Raw genomic sequence first — 17,229 nt, 5'->3', positions numbered from 1 at the left:
CTGAATTAGTCTTGCCCAATGACCAGCCTGCCGCCGCCACAGCCAATCACCGACCTTATCGTCTGCCCGCATTGCGATGCAGCCTATAAGCTTGAGCGGCCTCGTACTGGGGAACGGGCGGTGTGTGTGCGTTGTCACACCGTGCTGATCGCCCCGCGCGCCAAGGCCGGACTGCAAATCATAGCGGTCTCGCTGGCGATTGTGGTGCTGGTCATCGCGGCGACAGTTTTCCCATTTCTGACACTCAGGGCGGCGGGAAACTCCAACTCGGTTTCAATTCTTGATGCGGCCCTCGCCTTTAGTGATGGGCCACTGGTGGCGCTTGCGCTGTCAACTGCGGCGCTGATCATTTTCATACCGCTGCTTCGCGTGCTGTTGGCGCTTTATGTCTTGGTTCCTGTTGTGTTGGATCGGATGCCTGCAAGGGGATCGCGTCAAGCGTTTCGCCTGGCCGAGGCGCTGCGGCCCTGGTCCATGGCCGAGATTTTCGCCATTGGCTGTGCCGTGGCATTGGTCAAACTGACCGATTTGGCGGATGTCACTTTTGGCCCGGCGTTTTGGATGTTCGCGCTGCTTGTGTTGCTGGTCGTTGCCCAGGACCGGTTCATGTGTCGCTGGACTGTCTGGAAGTCGCTGGACGGGCTGCGAAAATGAGCCTTGCACCAGACATGTTCGACGTGGCCACGGCGCGCGAGCTGGGCGTGGTGGGGTGCCGTCGCTGCACTCAGGTTTGGCCCACAGGGACAACCACCTGCGGCCGCTGCGGCAAAACACTCATCTCGCGTGACCATAAGAGCCTTCAGCGGGTCTGGGCGTGGTGGTTTGTCGGCTTCATGTGCTACATCCCTGCCAACCTGTTTCCGATGCTGCGCACCCGCACCCTGTTTCAGGTTCAAGAGGATACGATCGTAGGCGGCGCGGTCGAACTTTTGACCCATGACGCGGTCGGTGTGGCGCTGATCATTTTGTTTGCCAGCGTGGTCATCCCGCTTGGGAAGTTCTTCGCAATCGCCTATCTGGCCATCAGCGTCAAACGGGTCGATACCGCAACCCGCCGCCAGCGTCAGATACTGTACGAGGTTGTGGAGTATATCGGTCGCTGGTCGATGATTGACATCTTTGTGGTTGCGATCATGTCCTCGCTTGTGCAACTCAACACGCTCGCGTCGGTCACCCCCGGTCCGGCGAGCCTGTTCTTTGCGCTCTCGGTGATTTTCACCATGTTGTCTGCGCAGAGCTTTGACTCGCGCCTGATTTGGGATGCTCAAAAGGCTGATGTCGAGGGGGAGGAATAGATGGCAAAGACGCCCACAGAGGTGAAGATCGAGCCTGCCCGCAGCGGCGGCGTCTTTTCGCAGGTCTCTTTTGTCTGGTTCATCCCGCTGATCGCCCTCGCCATTGCCCTGGGCGTGGCATGGCAAAGCTATTCCAACCGCGGACCGGTGATCACGATCGAGTTCGAGAATGGGGCCGGGATTTCAAAGGATGAGACCTTACTGAAATACCGCGACATTGCCGTGGGCGTTGTCGAAGATGTTAGCTTCACCGACGGGTTGGGCACAGTTCTGGCGACAGTGCGGTTGGACAAGAACGTCGCGCCTTACGTCGACAACGGGTCCACATTCTGGGTGGTCCGTCCCGAACTGACAGCGCGCGGGGTCAGCGGGCTGGACACTGTTCTTTCAGGTGTCTTCATCGAAGGCTCGTGGGACAGCGAGATTGGCGAGGCCGCATCTGAATTCCGCGGGCTTGAAGATGCACCGCTGTTTCGGCCCAGCAAACCGGGCCTTGAGATCGCTTTGCGGGCCACTGCCAACGGTCAGTTGACCGAAAACGCCCCGATTTTCTTTCGCGGCATCGAAGTTGGGCGCGTCGGCAAGGCGCGTATCTCACCGCGCACCAACTATGCCATTGCCGAGGCCATCATCTATGAGCCGCACGGGCGGTTGATCACCGCATCGACCCGTTTCTGGGAAACGTCCGGCTTCAGCGTATCCATTGGTGCCTCCGGCGCGGAGATCGACTTTACCTCGTTGGCCACGCTCATCTCTGGCGGCATTTCATTTGATACGTTTGTGTCCGGTGGGGAGCGGGTCCCCGATGGCGAAACTTTCTTGATCAACGTTGACGAGGAAACCGCGCGAAATTCTGTCTTCAACGCCTCTGAGGTGGAAACGCTGCAGGTCAACGCGATCTTTGATGACAACGTGTCGGGTCTGGCCGTGGGCGCCGCCGTAGAGCTCAGCGGGCTGAAGATCGGCGAAGTGCAAAGCGTGTCGGGCATTGTCGACCGGGCGCAGTTTGGCGACGGGCGCGTGCGCTTGAACGCGACACTGGCCATTCAGCCGGCCAAGCTTGGCTTGGAATCGACCCCATCCCCCGCCGCGGCGCTGAACTTCCTTGCCGGGCGGGTGCGGGAAGGCTTCCGCGCACGGTTGACCTCTGCCAGCCTGTTGACCGGCGGGCTGAAGGTAGAGTTTCTTCAGATCGAGGATGCGGCAGATGCGGAATTCGACATGAACGCGGAGATCCCGCAGCTACCTACGACGGCCGGGCAGATCACAGACGCGGCAGGTACCGTCGAGGGCGTCATCACGCGCATTAACAATCTGCCAATCGAAGAATTGTTGGACTCCGCCATTGGTTTTCTGAATGCGGCGCGAACATTCGTTGGCAATGAAGACCTGCAAGACGCGCCTGCCGAAGTTGTGGGTCTGTTGGGCGATGTCCGCGGCCTCGTGACCTCGGACGAAATTCAAAACGTGCCTGTCGTGTTAAACGCCACTTTGGAACGGATCGAAAAAATCGTCGCCCAATTGGAGCAGGAGCAGCTGGTCACCCGCCTTGGCAAGGCGGTAGACGCTGCTACAGTGGCCGCGGAAGGCGTTGATACAGCCATTGTTGGTCTGCCCGCGCTGCTGACTTCGGTCACCGCGCTCGCTGACAAGGCCACAGCCCTGCCAGCGGAAGAATTGATGGCGGAACTGGCGCGCGTTGCCGCAAGCGCGGACACGCTTCTCAAAAGCGAAGCCACGCAAGCATTGCCCGGTGACCTCAGTGCCGCCCTTGGCGAAGTTGAAAGCACCCTTCAAGCATTACGCCAGAACGGCGGATTGCTCGAGAATGCCAACAAGCTGCTCACCAGCATCGAGGAAGAGCAGCTCGTTCAACGCCTGCGTGACGCCGTGGACCAGGCTGGCAACGCTGCAAAAGGCGTCACCAGCGCGGCAGAAGGCGTGCCGGAGTTGCTCGCGTCATTCCAAGCAGTCGCTGACAAGGCCGAAGCCCTGCCCGTCGATACGCTGGTTCAGGAACTGACCGACCTAGCCGCAACGGCTGATACGGTCATTGGCACCGATGCGTTCAAGGCCTTGCCAGCTGATCTGAGCGCCGCATTGTTGGAGATCGAGGCAACCCTGAAAGCGATCCGCGAAGGCGGCGTTATCGAAAATGCCAATGCCACGTTGGCCTCCGCCCGCTCTGCCGCCGATGCTGTCGCCGTTGCGGCAGACGACCTGCCGGCGCTTATGACGCGGATGTCCAGTGTGCTCAATCAGGCCAGCACCACGATACGCGGTTTCGACAAGGGCGAGGAGATCAGCCGCGATGTTGAAGCCGCATTGCGCGATATCCAAAAAGCCGCCAAGGCGCTTGCGTCTCTGGCCAAAACAATTGAGCGTAACCCAAGCTCGTTGGTCAGAGGACGCTAGTTTCATGTTTAGGACCCGATTTGCTCTAGCCGCCGTCATGGCCCTTGGTGCGTGCGGCGGAGATGCTGACCGCTACACAGCGGCGCCGCCCGCCGTCACGGAAACCATACGTATCGGGTTTGGGTCGGTGGAAATTCGCGATGTGACCCTACCCAGCTATGCCGCAGCCGATGAGATCACCCTCGAAGGCGAAGGTGGCGTGCTGAAGAGTTCAACAAGCGTGTTGTGGGCGGATGCGCCCGAGCGTGCAATCGCGCTGGATATGACCCGCAACCTGTCAAAATTGACCGGTGCCCGCATTGCGTCGGACCCGTGGCCATTTGAAGCCTTCCCCGACGCACGTTTGGAAATCCGGTTTGAGGAACTGTTGGCCGGGTCAGACGGGATATTCCGCGCCTCAGGTCAATATTTCGTTGCGGTCGAAGAAGGTCGGGAAAGATCAGGCTTGTTTGAACAGTCGGCGCCCTTCGATTTGGAAGGCGGTCCTGCCGCCATAGCAGCAGCCCGCGGGCAGGTTGTTCTCGACTTGGCAAAATTCATCGCACGTAACGGCCTCAAATAAGCTGCAATCCGCCTAAAATGGGCAAACCCGCCAATCGTAATGCGATTGACGGGTTTTCTGGGAATTATGGCCGACGACACGGGGATAAATTGCTAGGTAATAAAATACTCGTACCGAAGTACTGGGTAACAAAAGTGTCGTCGGCCTCATCAACCGTAATTGCTGACAAGACCAGCATCTCTCATCGCCGTGAATGGGTTGTGAATTTACCTTGGGTAAACCGTTAAAAATCCGTAAATGGAAAATTAAATTACCCCATATCGCGTCAAATCAGCCCTGATGTGGTCACTTGGAGCAGTCCAGCGGCCCGGAGAGAGGGTACAGGGTACGAATCGGTCGCCATCAGTTTTAGCGAAAAATCGGGTTCGAGCTGCTGCAGACGGGTTAAGGCTCTCACAGTCGCCTCCTCATCACCGTTTCTAAAATGCAATGCCGCCATGGCGCGCAGCGCTGGTCGGAACTCTGGCGCATAGCCATGCGCTGTCGTGGCATATCGCAGCGCCTCTTCCAGTCGGTCGGCGCGGACGGCGGAAACAGAACATCCCATAAGCCAGATTGCGGGGTTGAGCGCGGTGAGCGGGCTGGACAATGCAAGTTTTGCTTCCTGAAAAGCGGTTTCATGCTCTCCATTGCCGGTATAGGCGCTCGCCATGCTGTAGCGGCTCAGTGGGTTTGCAGGGTTGGCTCGTACCGCTTGGGTGGCAAGGTCAAAGGCCAGCTCCAACTGCTTTGTTCTAAATGCGAGAAGAGAGCTAACCGCCAGAACCACTGAATTTTGCGGCTCCAGATCGTAAGCCTCGCGGCAAAACGCGGTCGCTTCATCCAGAAGGCTTTGCCCGTCATCGGTCAAACGTTCGAAATAGATGGTGTTGTGTACAAACGCGCGGAGGGCCAGCCGGGTGGCCCGGCTACGCGGGTCGCCCTCGTCGATGCGCAATGCGCGTTCGGCGCGGAACAACCGGTCCGGCTCGAATGAGAAGATGTCGCGCAGTGAGGCGCGGTCCTCATGGGCTCCCCCTGCCCCGAATTCGTAATTCAACAGCGCCAAAGTCAGTTCTGCTGACAGTTTCTGCCGCTGATCGACTGCGTCGCTGGCATCAATGTTGATGCTTCTTCCCCAAATTTGGCGCCCCGTCGCCAGGTGGCTGACATCCACCTGCATGGAAAGCACATCGCCAAAACCTATCGCCTTGCACGACAGGCGCAGCGCTTGTTGGGTTGTCCCCGTGTATTGTGCTTCATCATATATCAGTGCCGACAAAAACTCCGCGGCCTGCTGCGCGCCGTCGCGCACCACCATGTCGCTCATCGCGTCCAGCTCGGGGCGCCCCGTTGCCGTTGGCGCGATGATGAAGACGGGCACAGGGACATCGTCCAACACAATCTCAGAGCCGAGATTTGGCGGCGCCGATGTCTGCTGGCTGGTAAATTGCAGCCGCGCCTGCCGCAGCCAGTCCTCAAATTCCGGGTCCCGGATATCAAGATCTTCGGCAAACTCGCTGGCGCCGATTTGGTCGGCCTCGACCGGGCGTAACACAACGTCAATCAGATCGGGGTCGAGCCAGGCAAGCCCCCCGGATGACTGCAACGCATCACGATGTATGCCGAAGGAGCGCCGAATTTCAGTCAAACATTGACGCAGGCTGTTGCCGCCTTGTTCTGGCGGGCTGGCGCTCCACAAGCGGTCTTGCAGCTTCGAGCGGTTCATCCGCATATGGCGCGACGTTCCGAGCGACGCCAGCAAACCACGCGCTTTCATACTGCCCGGGGTCAAATCCGCGCCGTCAGGTCCCCTGACCGTAACGGGACCGACCAGATCAAGTGTAATTTTGGCCATAATAGTCCCAATATATCACAAAACAGGGCAAATGGCCCGTACCGTGCACTCTACATCCACGATTGATTTGTTTTCCAAAACAGCGCTACGCTCGCGGCATTGACGGTAATACCGACAAATTGACTTATAAAGTAATTTTAAGTGGGGGACGAAAAGTGTCGTTTTTTAACACCGGGAATACCGGCAACACAGGCAATACGGGTAACACAGGCAATACGGGTAACACCGGTAACACCGGTAACACCGGTAACACCGGAAATACGGGAAACACCGGTAACACGGGCAATACTGGGAATACGGGAAACACCGGTAACACAGGCAATACCGGAAGCAGCCATGCCGGCAGCTTTGCCTCACCCCTCTTGTCGACAGCCCTGTCGCGCGCCCGCGAAGGCATCATCGGGACAGAGACAATTGCTGGCATCGGCGGTTCGTTCACACCGCTCTCCAAGTTCGAGCGTTATGCCCGACTGACCGGGGACCACAAACGCGCCGTTATGGCGTCCGAACTTCTCAATGATCTGAAATTCGTCAAAGACCCGGACTGGCCTAAGGGCGATTTGGCGTCCTCAACCCTATATTGCGCCACGAAGTCCAAAAAGAAGAAGGATGACTTTGAGATTACCTTCTCAAGGCTGGTGGGGCTGTCGCGCCCGTCGGATGATGACTTCAAACGGGATCTTTCGATGGTGGCCAACTACGCCGAGTTGCGCGGCGACCGCTTGCCGGAAATTCACACCCAACTGGACGACATCATGTCCTACTTCGGGGCGATATCACAGCTACACCCCAACCGGTCGTCGGCGACGATGGAATTGCTGTTCACCGGCATTTATCTTGCCTCCGTTGTCGCAATGGAAATGAAGCTGACCTTGGGCTGCCCGCGCCCAGTGGCGTTTTCAGACCGGCTGCAGCCAATGATCCAGACGCCGGATCATGCCACCTTCCCCAGCGGGCACTCGACGCAATCTTTCCTGGTGGCGACGCTGATGACCGAGCTGGCGGCGGGCGACACAAGCCCTGCTGAGATCGACCCGGAAAGCCAATACTACCGGATGGCAGCGCGCATTGCGGCGAACCGGACAGTCGCGGGCGTGCACTTCCCATCTGACAGCGCCGCGGGCGCTGTTCTTGGCATCACTTTGGGCCAATACCTGGCGTCGCGCGCACGCGACGGGGCGCAGACCGTCACCCCACGTAGCTTTGGGGGCCATGACTACCATGACGGCAAAAACACACGCGACTTCCATTTTGGCGAGCTGCACAAGTTGATGGGCGGCAACGACAAAAGCGTCGCCGAGCTGAAACCTATCACTGTCACCCCTGCCCCTATGCTGCAAAACATCTGGGACGGCGCCGTCAAAGAGTGGGACAGCAGATGGACGTGAGTTGGAAAGACCCCGCCCCCGCTGACCGTAAGAGCTTTGACAATGACACGTCGCCCTATGCGCATTACTGGCTCGATGATCAGGAGGGGACTTGCCCCGCCTGCGGACATGAGGTCAGCCGCAAATGCCTGATCGAGGTCACAACGGCCCTGAGCACCAATGTGGATGAGCTTGTGGAACGGGCGTTCAAACGATGAGCGCCAGATCCATGGCAGGTGCGTTTGGCGATATGCTGAAACATCTGGACGGGATCGCGGTCAGCGACACGCTGAACCTCGCCCCCAAAGCCTATGACCCGACGTCCGAGTCCACTGATGAGTTCGCATATCTCAGCGATGACGCCATTCCAAAGAAGCTCGGCAAAGCGGTGGTGATTGGCGTGATTGATGACGCCATGCCATTCGCGCATCAACGGCTGACCCTGAAGGGCAAAACCGCGCGCGTCGCTTCTATCTGGATGCAAGGGGCTGCAACGGACCCGTCGCCACCCGGCAGCGTCGGGGCGGACCTCCCCTTCGGGCGAGAGCTGCGCGGCGCGCAGATTTCGAACCTCCTGGGCAAGTTGAACACGTCCGAATTGCCAGATGAAGACAGCCTCTATCGCGCGACAGGCGCAATAGACTTCGGCCGCGGCAGCATTCAAAGCGGCGCTTTTTCTGCAAACCACGGCTCGGGCGTGGTCGATCTTGCCGCCGGATTTGAGCCTGACGACAAAGACGCGCCCAACTTTCCTGTGATGGCCGTCAGCCTGCCGCCAGAGGTGACCCGCGATACCCTCGGCACATTCTCCCCCATCTACATCATCATGGGCGTCCTGCATCTGGTGCATCGCACCCGCAGGCTCTGCCGTTGGCTGGAGAAGAAGCAAAAGCTGGCGGAAGGGTCTGTCAAACTGCCGTTGGTGATCAACCTCAGCTATGGGCTGAGCGCCGGTCCCAAAGACGGCTCCGGTGCGATCGAGGCATTCATGGACGCGGTCTCCGCCCAAACCGGCACGGATATCGGGCCGGTGACCTTTGTGCTGCCGATGGGCAACCAGCGGCTCAATCAGCTGCACGGGGTCCTTGATCCCGGCACAGACGCCACCTTGGGATGGCAGCTGCAACCAGACGACCCGACTCCCAGCTTTGTTGAATTCTGGGGCTCGCATCTGGACGCGCAGCCAAAGGACCCGATGCAGCTAGTGGTGGATCTCCCCAATGCCCCCCGCCCGGAACGGACCGATTTCGAAAGCCACGGCAGTTATCAGGTTCTTCAAATCGACGGACAGGAGGTTGGCCGGGCCTATCTGCAATGGCACCCCTCTGACGCAGGCGGGAGAGAACTGATCACCTTGGTTGTGCCGCCCACAGTCCCTCAAGAGGTCGGTGCGCCCTATATCAGCGCCGGGACCTGGCAGGTATCAGTCGACACGGCGGATCGAGGGTTGGTGCATACATATGTCCAGCGCGATGACGCCGTGCGTGGCTTTGGCGGCGGCGGGCGGCAGTCCAATCTCCGCGACGATGCATATCGGGTCTATGACGAAACCGGCCGAAAGATATTGCATGATCCTCCCGGAACGGCAACGGGCGTGCAGCGCACCGGCTCGGTCAATGCCTTTGCCAATGGCGGGCTTCAGATCAGGGTTGGCGGCAGCTATGACAATGCCGATCAGCCCCCTGCCCCCTATTCCAGTTTGGGCCGGCCTGATCAGGGCAGACCGCTGGAGGGCGACAAGGTTGCGCCCTCGGACCGCAGCCCCGAGTTGCCGGGCATGGTCTGCATGGGTTCGTTGTCAGGAAGCCGGCAGGCCCTGGATGGCACCAGCGTCGCCTGCCCGCAAGTCACGCGAGAGATTGCCATGTTGCTATCGAAGGGCAAATTGCCGGCGACCAGTCCCAAGGATCTCAGGGATGCATATCTGAACCTGTGAAGCAAAACGCCCCGTGTCTTGATGGCCGCGGGCGTTTTCATTTCACAACGATTCCGCCGGGCGTTCCGTCATCCGTCAAGATACGCGCGCAGCGTCGCCTCAAGCCCGATTGACCAAATCTGCGACAGCCAATGGTTGAACCGATCCTGGAACACCGAATTCTCTGCCAGATCGCCATAGAGTTCCCGCTGCTCAAGCCATGCTTGCGGATCAGACTTGGCCAAGCTGGCAGCAAGGGTGAGTTTGTCCCAGATTGGGTCGTTTGGCGCTATGGTTGATCCGTCCTCGCGGGTCCCGGCGCACATCCGCGCCCAGATGGCCTGGGACAGAATAAGCCCCTCCACAGGGTCGCCCTTCGCCAATGCATCCCGCAAAGTAGGCAGGATGAATCCAGTCTGCCGAGACGAGCCGTCGAAGGCCACGCGGCGCACCGTGTCGATGATCTCCGGGTTGGAAAATCTTTGATCAACCAGATCAGCGTAGGCATCCGGCGTCATGCCCGGAACGGCGTCAACCTGATCGGCGATTTCGGTCTTGGCCACCTTGCGGAAAAAGTCGCCAATCAACGGATGCTCCATACAGTCCGAGATCGTTTCCACCGAGAGGACCTCCCCCGCATCTGCGATCAACTGGTGGCCGCCGTTCAGGATACGAATTTTCATTGCCTCAAAGGGATGCACATCCTCCGTGAAGGTCGCGCCGACCTTGTTCCAATCAGGGCGACCTGCGCAGAAATCATCCTCGATGACCCATTGGCGGAAGTTTTCATGGGTAACCGGCGCGGCGTCTGCAATGCCAATGCTTTCCACAAGCTTCAGCTCCTTTGGCCCCGTTGCGGGAACAATGCAATCGACCATGGAGTCAGGGAATGCGCAGTTGTCGTCTATCCATTCCGCCAGATCGGGATCGGACAGCCGGGCCAGCGAGACCAGCGTTTGGCGCAGGATAGAACCATTGCCCTGCAAGTTGTCGCAGCTTTGCGCCGTAAACGGGCCGGTCCCTTTCGCCCGCCGTATCTTCAGCGCCGCAATCATTGCGCCAAAAGCGGTGCGCGGGCTATCTGGCCGCGCCGCGTCGTGCTGAATGTCGGCATGTGCCACGTCAAAGGCCTGCGTGACCGGATCAATGTAGTACCCCCCCTCGGTCACCGTCAGTGACACGATCCGTATCGCGGGGTCTGCCATCTGGGCGATCAGGGCGGCGTTGTTATCCTCGACGGGGACAAATCCGATCATCGATCCAATGATTTCGGCCGATTGGCCCGCCGGGTCCAGTTCGATCAGGGTCGTCAGGTAATCCTGGGCCTCAAGCCTTTGCCGCTGCGCCTCATCCGGAGCCCGCACCCCGGCGCCGATAATGCCCCAGTCCAACGCCTCTCCCTGCTGCATCAGGCGATGCAGGTACCAGGCCTGATGGGCGCGGTGAAAATTGCCCAAACCGATATGTACAATCCCGGGTGTGATCGCCATGCGGTCGTAGACGGGACCGCGCACGCCCTTGGGCAAATCGCCCAGCATCGCATTCGAGAGTTTCTGCAGTGTGTTCAGCATCAGCTCATCCAATTGCCGCCATCGACGTTAAGGGTTTGCGCCGTGATGTAGCGCGCCGCATCCGAAGCGAGGAACACGCAAGGGTCAGCCACGTCACGCGGATCCCCCATGCGTCCCAATGGCACGGCCTCGCCGACCTCACGCTTTTTTTTGCCCTTTGGTTTGTTTTCATATTCCGCAAACTGCGCGTCCACGCTGTCCCACATTGGCGTGTCGATCACCCCGGGGGCCACGGCATTGACGCGGATGTTGTCACTCGCCAACTCCAGCGCCAATGACTGGGTCACGGAAATCACCGCGGCCTTGGTGGAGCAATAGATGGAAATGTTGGGTTCACCCCTACGGCCGGCTTGGGACGAGAAGTTGATGATCGACCCGCTGCCGCGCCTTTTCATAGCCGGAACAACGGCTTGGCAGGCAAAGATCGTGCCGCCGACATTGACGTCATACTGGCGGCGGTAGTCTTCGGGGGTCACCTTGTCTATCGAAGCCATGTTGAAGATACCGGCGTTGTTGACGAGGATATCAACCCCGCCCAATGCGTCCTCGACCTGCGCGACGCAGCGCGCGGCATCTTCAAAATGCGCGACATTCATCACGACAGCCATGCCGCCAATCGCCTCTGCGGTTTCGATCGCATCGGCTTCGTTCAGGTCGGCAACAGCCACCTTGGCGCCGGCCTGGGCCATGGCCTCGCAAATCGCGCGGCCAATGCCGCGCCCCCCGCCCGTCACCAGTGCAACTTTGCCAGCAAGCGCCGTCATGACATCCGCAACCCATCGGGGCCGAATTTGTGGATTTGGGCGGCGTCAGGTGTCAGGAAAACCGTGTCCCCATGCTTGACGTCAATGTCGCCACCGGCGCGCACGGTGAACGGATCACAGCCTGCGATGCCGTGAACATGGATAAATGTGTCCGACCCCAGCCGCTCGGCGACGCCAACGGTGCCCTGCCACTGGCCTTTGGTGGTGGACACGGCGACATGTTCTGGCCGAATGCCAATTGTCTTCGCGCCCAACTTGTCGGCCTCCGGTCCCTCGATGAAATTCATCGTGGGGCTGCCAATAAAGCCCGCCACAAAGAGGTTACGCGGTGTGCGGTACAGATCCAGCGGGCTGCCAACCTGTTCAATCACGCCTGCCTGCAACACAACGATCTTGTCGGCCATGGTCATGGCTTCGACTTGGTCATGCGTCACGTAGACCATGGTGGTTTTCAGTTTGTTATGCAGTTCGCCAATTTCCATGCGCATGCCAACCCGCAAGGCCGCGTCAAGGTTGGACAAAGGTTCATCAAACAGAAATGCCGCCGGCTCGCGGACAATGGCGCGGCCGATGGCAACCCGTTGGCGTTGCCCGCCGGATAACTGCCCCGGCTTGCGGTCCAGGTAGTCGGTCAGGTTCAACGAAGCCGCCGCGGAAGCCACGCGCTTGTTCTGCTCTTCTTCGCTCATTTTGGCCATCCGCAAAGGGAAGGCGATGTTCTTGCGAACGGTCATGTGCGGGTAAAGCGCGTAGGACTGGAACACCATCGCCAGCCCCCGTTTCGACGGTGGCACCTGCGTGGCGTCTTCACCGTCAATTTCAATCGCGCCGGATGTGGTGTCCTCGAGACCCGCGATCAGTCGCAGCAAGGTTGACTTGCCGCAGCCCGACGGGCCGACAAAGACAACAAACTCGCCGTCTTCAATCTCGAGATCCAGCGGAGGAATAACTTCCGTATCGCCGAATTTTTTCTGAACCTGCTTAAGTTGAATGCGTCCCATATCCCTATTCCTTACTTCACGGCGCCGAAGGTGAGGCCCTGGACCAGTTGTTTTTGACAGAACCAGCCGAGCACCACGATAGGTCCAACAGCTGCCGTAGAGACCGCCGAAAGGCGCCCGAAGAATAGCCCCTCAGGGGCGCGGTTGCCTTCGATCAACTTGGACAATGTTGCCGCGTCCGTCGTCGTCAGGCGCACAGTCCAGTAGGCTTCGTTCCAGCAGAAAATGAAGGTCAGCAACGCAGTGGATGCGATGCCGCCCCATGCCAGCGGTATCAGGATTTCCTTGATCTCGCCCCATGTGTTGACCCCATCCATCTTGCCCGCCTCGATGATCTCCTTGGGGATTTCTTTGAAGTAGGTGAACAGCATCCAGATCGCGATAGGCAGGTTGATGAGGCACAGGACCAGGATCAGCAGGAAATGGGTGTCGAACACCCCCAACAGGTTCTTGGTCAGGAAGGTCATCGGATAGAGCACTGCCGCTGCAGGCAACATCTTGGTCGACAACATCCACATCAGGATGTCTTTGGTCCGCCGCGTGGGGTTAAAGGCCATGGCGTAAGCCGATGGAATACCGACGAAAAGCGCGAATATCGTGGCAAAGACCGATGTGATGACCGAGTTCGTGGCGAACCGCCAGTAGTCGTAATTCTCGGTCATGTTGAGGTAGTTCTCCAGCGTCGGCGTGAAGAAGATCAGATATTCCGGCTTCACCGCGTCGGCGTCCGTCTTGAAACTGGTCAAGACCATCCAGAAGATCGGAAAGAAGAAGATCAGCCCAACGATCCACGCCAAAACGGGGCGAGCGTAGGTTTTGAATTTTGAGGATTCCGCGACAATTGCCATGATGATGTCCTCTATTCCATGAGTGTCTTGCCGACGATCCGCAGCAGGAAGATCGCGACAATGTTGGCGAGAATGACGGCGAAGATGCCAGTGGCACTGGCCGCGCCAATGTTGTTATTGGCGAATTCGCCAATCAGATACGGCAGGTTCTTGTTGCCGTTGCCACGGCTTACAATCTCGATCTCCGCGTATAGCGATAGATGGAAGATGGCCTGGATCATCACGACAATCGCGATGGATCGGCCCAGATGCGGCAAGGTCAGGAACCGGAATTGCGACCAAGCGCTTGCGCCATCCAGAATGGCCGCTTCTTTTTGCTGCTGATCCTCAGATTGCAGCGACGTCATGAAGATCAGCACCGCAAAGGGCGTCCACTGCCAGGTGACCATCATGATCACGGCATATGATGAGGTCTGCGTCGCTCGGAAAGATATCGGTTCGAACTCGGGCCACAGCGAGAAGAAGCCCCCGATTATCGGTGCGCCCCGCAGGCCTGCAATCATCTCGTTGATACCGCCCACGGCAACGCCCTGAAGCCCCAGCACCGGATCAAGGATCATGTTGATCCACAACACAGCGTTCACGGCGGGCATCACAAAGAAGGGGGAGATCAGCAAGACCCGCACAATCCCCTGCCCCGGGAAGGACTTATTGATGAGGACGGCGATCAGAATGCCCAATGTGACCGTGAGAAACAGGATACCGCCGACAATGAAGAGGCTATTTTGTACGGCGAACCAGAAATCCTTGGAGTTCAGAACGAACTCGTAATTCCCAAAGCCGCGCCAGTTGCTGGGCAAAGGCTTGGTCCATTCCGGCCTGCGCAAGTTATTCAGCACGTAGCGGATGAACGAGAAATACAGCGTCATGCTGAGCGGAACCAACATCCAGACCAAGAGCAGCAGGACCGCCGGGGTCTGTAGAAGACGAGGAATTGTTCTGTCGGACATAGCTGTAGAACCCTTGCAAAGCGAGACTTGCGAAGTGCGATAGTGTGGCGGTGGTCGAACTCTAGTGTAGCGGCCGAAGAAAATCAGGCGCTAGGGTAAGAGGCCCGACACTGCGCCGGACCTCTTTGATTTTTCAGCAAAGCGGCTTAGTAGCCTGCTTCATCCATAACCGAGACAGCTGCCGCTTGGGCTGCTGCCAGAGCGTCTTCGACCGATTTGGCGCCGGACAATGCCGCTGCCATTTCCTGACCGAAAGCAGAACCGATCTCTGGGAATTCAGGGATCGCAACAAACTGAACACCTACATATGGCTTCAGCTCTGTGGCTTCTGGCGCTGCGGAGTTGATCGCAGCCAGTTCGGCATCAGCGAATTTCGCTGCGGCTTGGAACTCAGGGATCGCGTAGGTGGACGCACGCTGACCGGTTGGTACTTTGCCCCAACCGAACTCTGGGTGGTTACCAACGGCTTGGACGTACTCTTTCGAAGTTGCCCATTCGATGAACGCCTTGGCTTCTGCAGCGTTCTCGGTGCCGGCTGGAACAGCCATGGCCCAAGCCCACAGCCAGTTCGCACCCACTGGGTTACCAGCGTTTGGCGACTGAGCGTATGCAACATTCTCGTTCTCAAGGAAGGAGGCCGCGATTGTCGCGTCGATCCACAGACCGCACTTGTCCTCGTTGTACAGAGCGAGGATCTCGTTGAAGGAGTTCCCTTCCGAGCCTGGAGGGCCGTAGGACTGCAGCAGGTCTACGTAGAAGGTGACTGCAGCGTTCCATTCAGCGGAGTCGAGCTGTGGTTTGTAGTCTGCGTCGAACCAAGCCGCGCCAAAGGAGTTCGCCACAGTTGTGATGAACGCACCATTGTCGCCCCAGCCGGGCTTGCCGCGCAGACATGCGCCGTAAACGCCGTTATCGGGGTCGTGCATTGCAGCGGCAGCCGCTTTCACATTTTCCCAGCTGTCATTGTCAGCGATGGTTACGCCAGCAGCGTCTGCCAGGTCCTTGCGGTACATGACCATGGACGATTCACCGTAGAACGGTGCAGCGTACAGGGTGCCTTCGTGGGACAGACCAGCGCGCATAGCGGGCAGGATGTCTTCAACGTCGTAGTCAGCGCCGAATTCCAGTGGCTCGATCCAGCCAGCAGCGCCCCAGATGGGTGCTTCTTGCATGCCGATGTTGATGATGTCGTACTGGCCGCCGCCGGTTGCGGTGTCAGATGTGACCTGCTCGCGCAGGACGCCTTCTTCCAGCGAAACCCAGTTCAGCTTCACACCGGTTTCTTCGGTGTAAGCTTCAGCAACTTTTTGCATGTTGATCATGTGACCGTTGTTCACGATCGCGATTGTCAGTTCTTTCGCGTGGCCGTCAGCCAGAGCGGTCGTTGCGATACCAGCCGCAAAACCGAGGCCAACTGCTGTGCTCAGCAGTGTGCGTTTCATAGACATGACTGTCCTCCCATTTTTTACACGTGTAAAGATTGCCAATAAGATGTCGCCGCGTCAACAAAAAAAGATTCAACCAAAAAAATGCTACATTGCGGCGTACCGCAACCTCAGGCAGATTCACGCAATTTGAGCGCGCCAGGAAGCAGTGTTACTTCCGGCTTTTGCGGCTCGCCTTTGCTGGAGATCAGTTGAAGCAACCGAAAAACTGACTTCTTTCCAATGGCTTCAAAGTCCTGCGCGACTGTGGTCAAGGCTGGGTAGGTGAATGGGCAAAGCGGGTAATCGTCATGGCCCGCAATGCGCAAACCACCCTCTGATTGCCCCCCTGGCTTGACGCCATGCCGCGCCGCAGCGCGCAATGCGCCAATAGCAACGCGGTCATTTGCACAGAGAATCGATCTGTCCAAATACTCGCCTCGCGCAAAGTGATGATCGATCACAGCCTCGCCATGCGCCTCATAATGCCACTCAGGTTCGAGCGCTTCTGTCCCAATCACCTCCGGCTCGAAACCAAGATCGGTGACTGCGTTCACATAGGCACGCTCACGCTCCACAGCGTTGAAATTCACGCGTGGCATGGCAAGAAACACAGGTGGCCGGCCCAAACGACACAAGTATTCCGTAATTAATCCAGTGCTTTGCGCGTGGTCGGTGCCAACAAAATCAACATCCGGCATTGTCGCCGGGCGGGAATCCACAAGCACATATGGGAGCTGAGATTGCAATCGCTGGTGCGCGGCCTGATCACTTTGGTTCCCAAGGGGCGCTACAAGCGCGCCATCAACGCTCATCGACATAAAGGTTTCCACTGCCCGCGCCTCAATCCGGGGATCCGAATGGGAACATTGGGTGATGACGGTGTACCCCGCCTCCATCGCCGCGATCTCAATCGCTTCCAGCAGCTTGGTGAAGAACAAATCGTTTAGATATGGGATGATAACGCCAATCATCCCCGTCGCCTTGCGGTTCATCCGTGTCGCAAAGAAATTGGGAACATAGTCAACCGTCTCCAGCAATCGCTGGATTTTTTGCGATGTCGCGGGCCGGACGAGCGCGGGATCCTGGAAATAGCGCGACAGGGTCGGTCGGGAGATGCCTATTGTATCGGACAGCTCCTTCATCGTGGCGACTTTACGTTTGCTGCTTGCCATGACCCAGCATCCTTTCCTTGCGACTGCGGCGCCTATCAGTCGGCACCCGCAACATCCTCGTCAAACTTTGACACATGTAAAAGATTTGTCCACACCTTCCTCTAT

General features: G+C 58.3%; 15 protein-coding genes. 7 read left to right on the top strand and 8 right to left on the bottom strand.

Annotated features, from left to right (window positions below):
• Positions 1–18 precede the first annotated feature (18 nt).
• Genes Q0899_RS02010 through Q0899_RS01995 form a run of 4 tightly spaced genes read left to right on the top strand, consistent with a single transcriptional unit; the run spans position 19 to position 4,272 of the window.
• Complete coding sequence (locus Q0899_RS02010) at positions 19–654, top strand: paraquat-inducible protein A (RefSeq protein ID WP_299190973.1); 636 nt, start codon at positions 19–21, stop codon at positions 652–654.
• Positions 651–1,295: a paraquat-inducible protein A gene (locus Q0899_RS02005; RefSeq protein ID WP_299190972.1), complete on the top strand. Its 645-nt coding sequence runs from the start codon at positions 651–653 to the stop codon at positions 1,293–1,295. Before Q0899_RS02010 ends, Q0899_RS02005 begins: the two co-directional genes overlap by 4 nt.
• Positions 1,296–3,710: an MlaD family protein gene (locus Q0899_RS02000; protein WP_299190971.1), complete on the top strand. Its 2,415-nt coding sequence runs from the start codon at positions 1,296–1,298 to the stop codon at positions 3,708–3,710. It begins immediately after the preceding gene.
• A gap of 4 nt (positions 3,711–3,714) precedes the next feature.
• Positions 3,715–4,272 carry an ABC-type transport auxiliary lipoprotein family protein gene (locus Q0899_RS01995; RefSeq protein WP_299190970.1) on the top strand — a complete coding sequence of 186 codons (558 nt, stop codon included), beginning with the start codon at positions 3,715–3,717 and terminating at the stop codon, positions 4,270–4,272.
• 265 nt (positions 4,273–4,537) lie between these two features.
• On the opposite strand, the gene Q0899_RS01990 is transcribed toward Q0899_RS01995, so the two are convergent.
• Positions 4,538–6,109, bottom strand: coding sequence for a hypothetical protein (locus Q0899_RS01990; protein WP_299190969.1), 1,572 nt, complete (start codon positions 6,107–6,109; stop codon positions 4,538–4,540).
• 155 nt (positions 6,110–6,264) lie between these two features.
• On the opposite strand from Q0899_RS01990, the gene Q0899_RS01985 reads away from it, so the two are divergent.
• Genes Q0899_RS01985 through Q0899_RS01975 form a run of 3 tightly spaced genes read left to right on the top strand, consistent with a single transcriptional unit; the run spans position 6,265 to position 9,412 of the window.
• A complete protein-coding gene (locus tag Q0899_RS01985; RefSeq protein ID WP_299190968.1) occupies positions 6,265–7,497 on the top strand; it encodes a phosphatase PAP2 family protein in 1,233 nt (410 codons plus the stop codon).
• On the top strand, positions 7,494–7,694 hold the full coding sequence (locus Q0899_RS01980; protein WP_299190967.1) for a hypothetical protein: 201 nt from the start codon (positions 7,494–7,496) through the stop codon (positions 7,692–7,694). Before Q0899_RS01985 ends, Q0899_RS01980 begins: the two co-directional genes overlap by 4 nt.
• On the top strand, positions 7,691–9,412 hold the full coding sequence (locus Q0899_RS01975) for a hypothetical protein (protein WP_299190966.1): 1,722 nt from the start codon (positions 7,691–7,693) through the stop codon (positions 9,410–9,412). The genes Q0899_RS01980 and Q0899_RS01975 overlap by 4 nt, the downstream gene beginning before the upstream one ends.
• A 68-nt stretch (positions 9,413–9,480) precedes the next feature.
• Here the strand turns inward: Q0899_RS01975 and Q0899_RS01970 are convergent, their stop codons facing one another.
• The 7 genes from Q0899_RS01970 to Q0899_RS01940 all read right to left on the bottom strand — a co-directional run bounded on the left by Q0899_RS01970 (position 9,481) and on the right by Q0899_RS01940 (position 17,124).
• Positions 9,481–10,962, bottom strand: coding sequence for a mannitol dehydrogenase family protein (locus tag Q0899_RS01970; protein ID WP_299190965.1), 1,482 nt, complete (start codon positions 10,960–10,962; stop codon positions 9,481–9,483).
• On the bottom strand, positions 10,962–11,726 hold the full coding sequence (locus Q0899_RS01965; protein ID WP_299190964.1) for an L-iditol 2-dehydrogenase: 765 nt from the start codon (positions 11,724–11,726) through the stop codon (positions 10,962–10,964). Before Q0899_RS01965 ends, Q0899_RS01970 begins: the two co-directional genes overlap by 1 nt.
• On the bottom strand, positions 11,723–12,727 hold the full coding sequence (locus tag Q0899_RS01960; RefSeq protein WP_298358628.1) for an ABC transporter ATP-binding protein: 1,005 nt from the start codon (positions 12,725–12,727) through the stop codon (positions 11,723–11,725). Before Q0899_RS01960 ends, Q0899_RS01965 begins: the two co-directional genes overlap by 4 nt.
• Before the next feature lie 11 nt (positions 12,728–12,738).
• Complete coding sequence (locus Q0899_RS01955; protein ID WP_298292237.1) at positions 12,739–13,575, bottom strand: carbohydrate ABC transporter permease; 837 nt, start codon at positions 13,573–13,575, stop codon at positions 12,739–12,741.
• An 11-nt stretch (positions 13,576–13,586) separates the two neighbouring features.
• Positions 13,587–14,525 (bottom strand): carbohydrate ABC transporter permease, encoded by a 939-nt coding sequence (locus tag Q0899_RS01950; protein ID WP_298292239.1) that lies wholly within the window; start codon positions 14,523–14,525, stop codon positions 13,587–13,589.
• 146 nt (positions 14,526–14,671) lie between these two features.
• Positions 14,672–15,973 carry a sugar ABC transporter substrate-binding protein gene (locus Q0899_RS01945; RefSeq protein ID WP_298292242.1) on the bottom strand — a complete coding sequence of 434 codons (1,302 nt, stop codon included), beginning with the start codon at positions 15,971–15,973 and terminating at the stop codon, positions 14,672–14,674.
• A gap of 107 nt (positions 15,974–16,080) precedes the next feature.
• Positions 16,081–17,124: a LacI family DNA-binding transcriptional regulator gene (locus Q0899_RS01940; protein WP_298358634.1), complete on the bottom strand. Its 1,044-nt coding sequence runs from the start codon at positions 17,122–17,124 to the stop codon at positions 16,081–16,083.
• Positions 17,125–17,229 lie beyond the last annotated feature (105 nt).

This window comes from uncultured Litoreibacter sp. (genome assembly GCF_947501785.1).
GTDB lineage: Bacteria > Pseudomonadota > Alphaproteobacteria > Rhodobacterales > Rhodobacteraceae > Litoreibacter.
Note: the sequence above shows the minus strand (reverse complement) of the source record. Positions and strands in the feature narration are given on the sequence as shown.

What these genes read in the sequence shown, in the direction of transcription:
- Q0899_RS01945 (WP_298292242.1), bottom strand. Translation starts at nt 15,973, where the DNA reads ATGTCTATGAAACGCACACTGCTGAGCACAGCAGTTGGCCTCGGTTTT.
- Q0899_RS01965 (WP_299190964.1), bottom strand. Translation starts at nt 11,726, where the DNA reads ATGACGGCGCTTGCTGGCAAAGTTGCACTGGTGACGGGCGGGGGGCGC.
- Q0899_RS01960 (WP_298358628.1), bottom strand. Translation starts at nt 12,727, where the DNA reads ATGGGACGCATTCAACTTAAGCAGGTTCAGAAAAAATTCGGCGATACG.
- Q0899_RS01990 (WP_299190969.1), bottom strand. Translation starts at nt 6,109, where the DNA reads ATGGCCAAAATTACACTTGATCTGGTCGGTCCCGTTACGGTCAGGGGA.
- Q0899_RS02005 (WP_299190972.1), top strand. Translation starts at nt 651, where the DNA reads ATGAGCCTTGCACCAGACATGTTCGACGTGGCCACGGCGCGCGAGCTG.
- Q0899_RS01970 (WP_299190965.1), bottom strand. Translation starts at nt 10,962, where the DNA reads ATGCTGAACACACTGCAGAAACTCTCGAATGCGATGCTGGGCGATTTG.
- Q0899_RS01955 (WP_298292237.1), bottom strand. Translation starts at nt 13,575, where the DNA reads ATGGCAATTGTCGCGGAATCCTCAAAATTCAAAACCTACGCTCGCCCC.
- Q0899_RS02000 (WP_299190971.1), top strand. Translation starts at nt 1,296, where the DNA reads ATGGCAAAGACGCCCACAGAGGTGAAGATCGAGCCTGCCCGCAGCGGC.
- Q0899_RS01940 (WP_298358634.1), bottom strand. Translation starts at nt 17,124, where the DNA reads ATGGCAAGCAGCAAACGTAAAGTCGCCACGATGAAGGAGCTGTCCGAT.
- Q0899_RS01975 (WP_299190966.1), top strand. Translation starts at nt 7,691, where the DNA reads ATGAGCGCCAGATCCATGGCAGGTGCGTTTGGCGATATGCTGAAACAT.
- Q0899_RS01950 (WP_298292239.1), bottom strand. Translation starts at nt 14,525, where the DNA reads ATGTCCGACAGAACAATTCCTCGTCTTCTACAGACCCCGGCGGTCCTG.
- Q0899_RS02010 (WP_299190973.1), top strand. Translation starts at nt 19, where the DNA reads ATGACCAGCCTGCCGCCGCCACAGCCAATCACCGACCTTATCGTCTGC.
- Q0899_RS01995 (WP_299190970.1), top strand. Translation starts at nt 3,715, where the DNA reads ATGTTTAGGACCCGATTTGCTCTAGCCGCCGTCATGGCCCTTGGTGCG.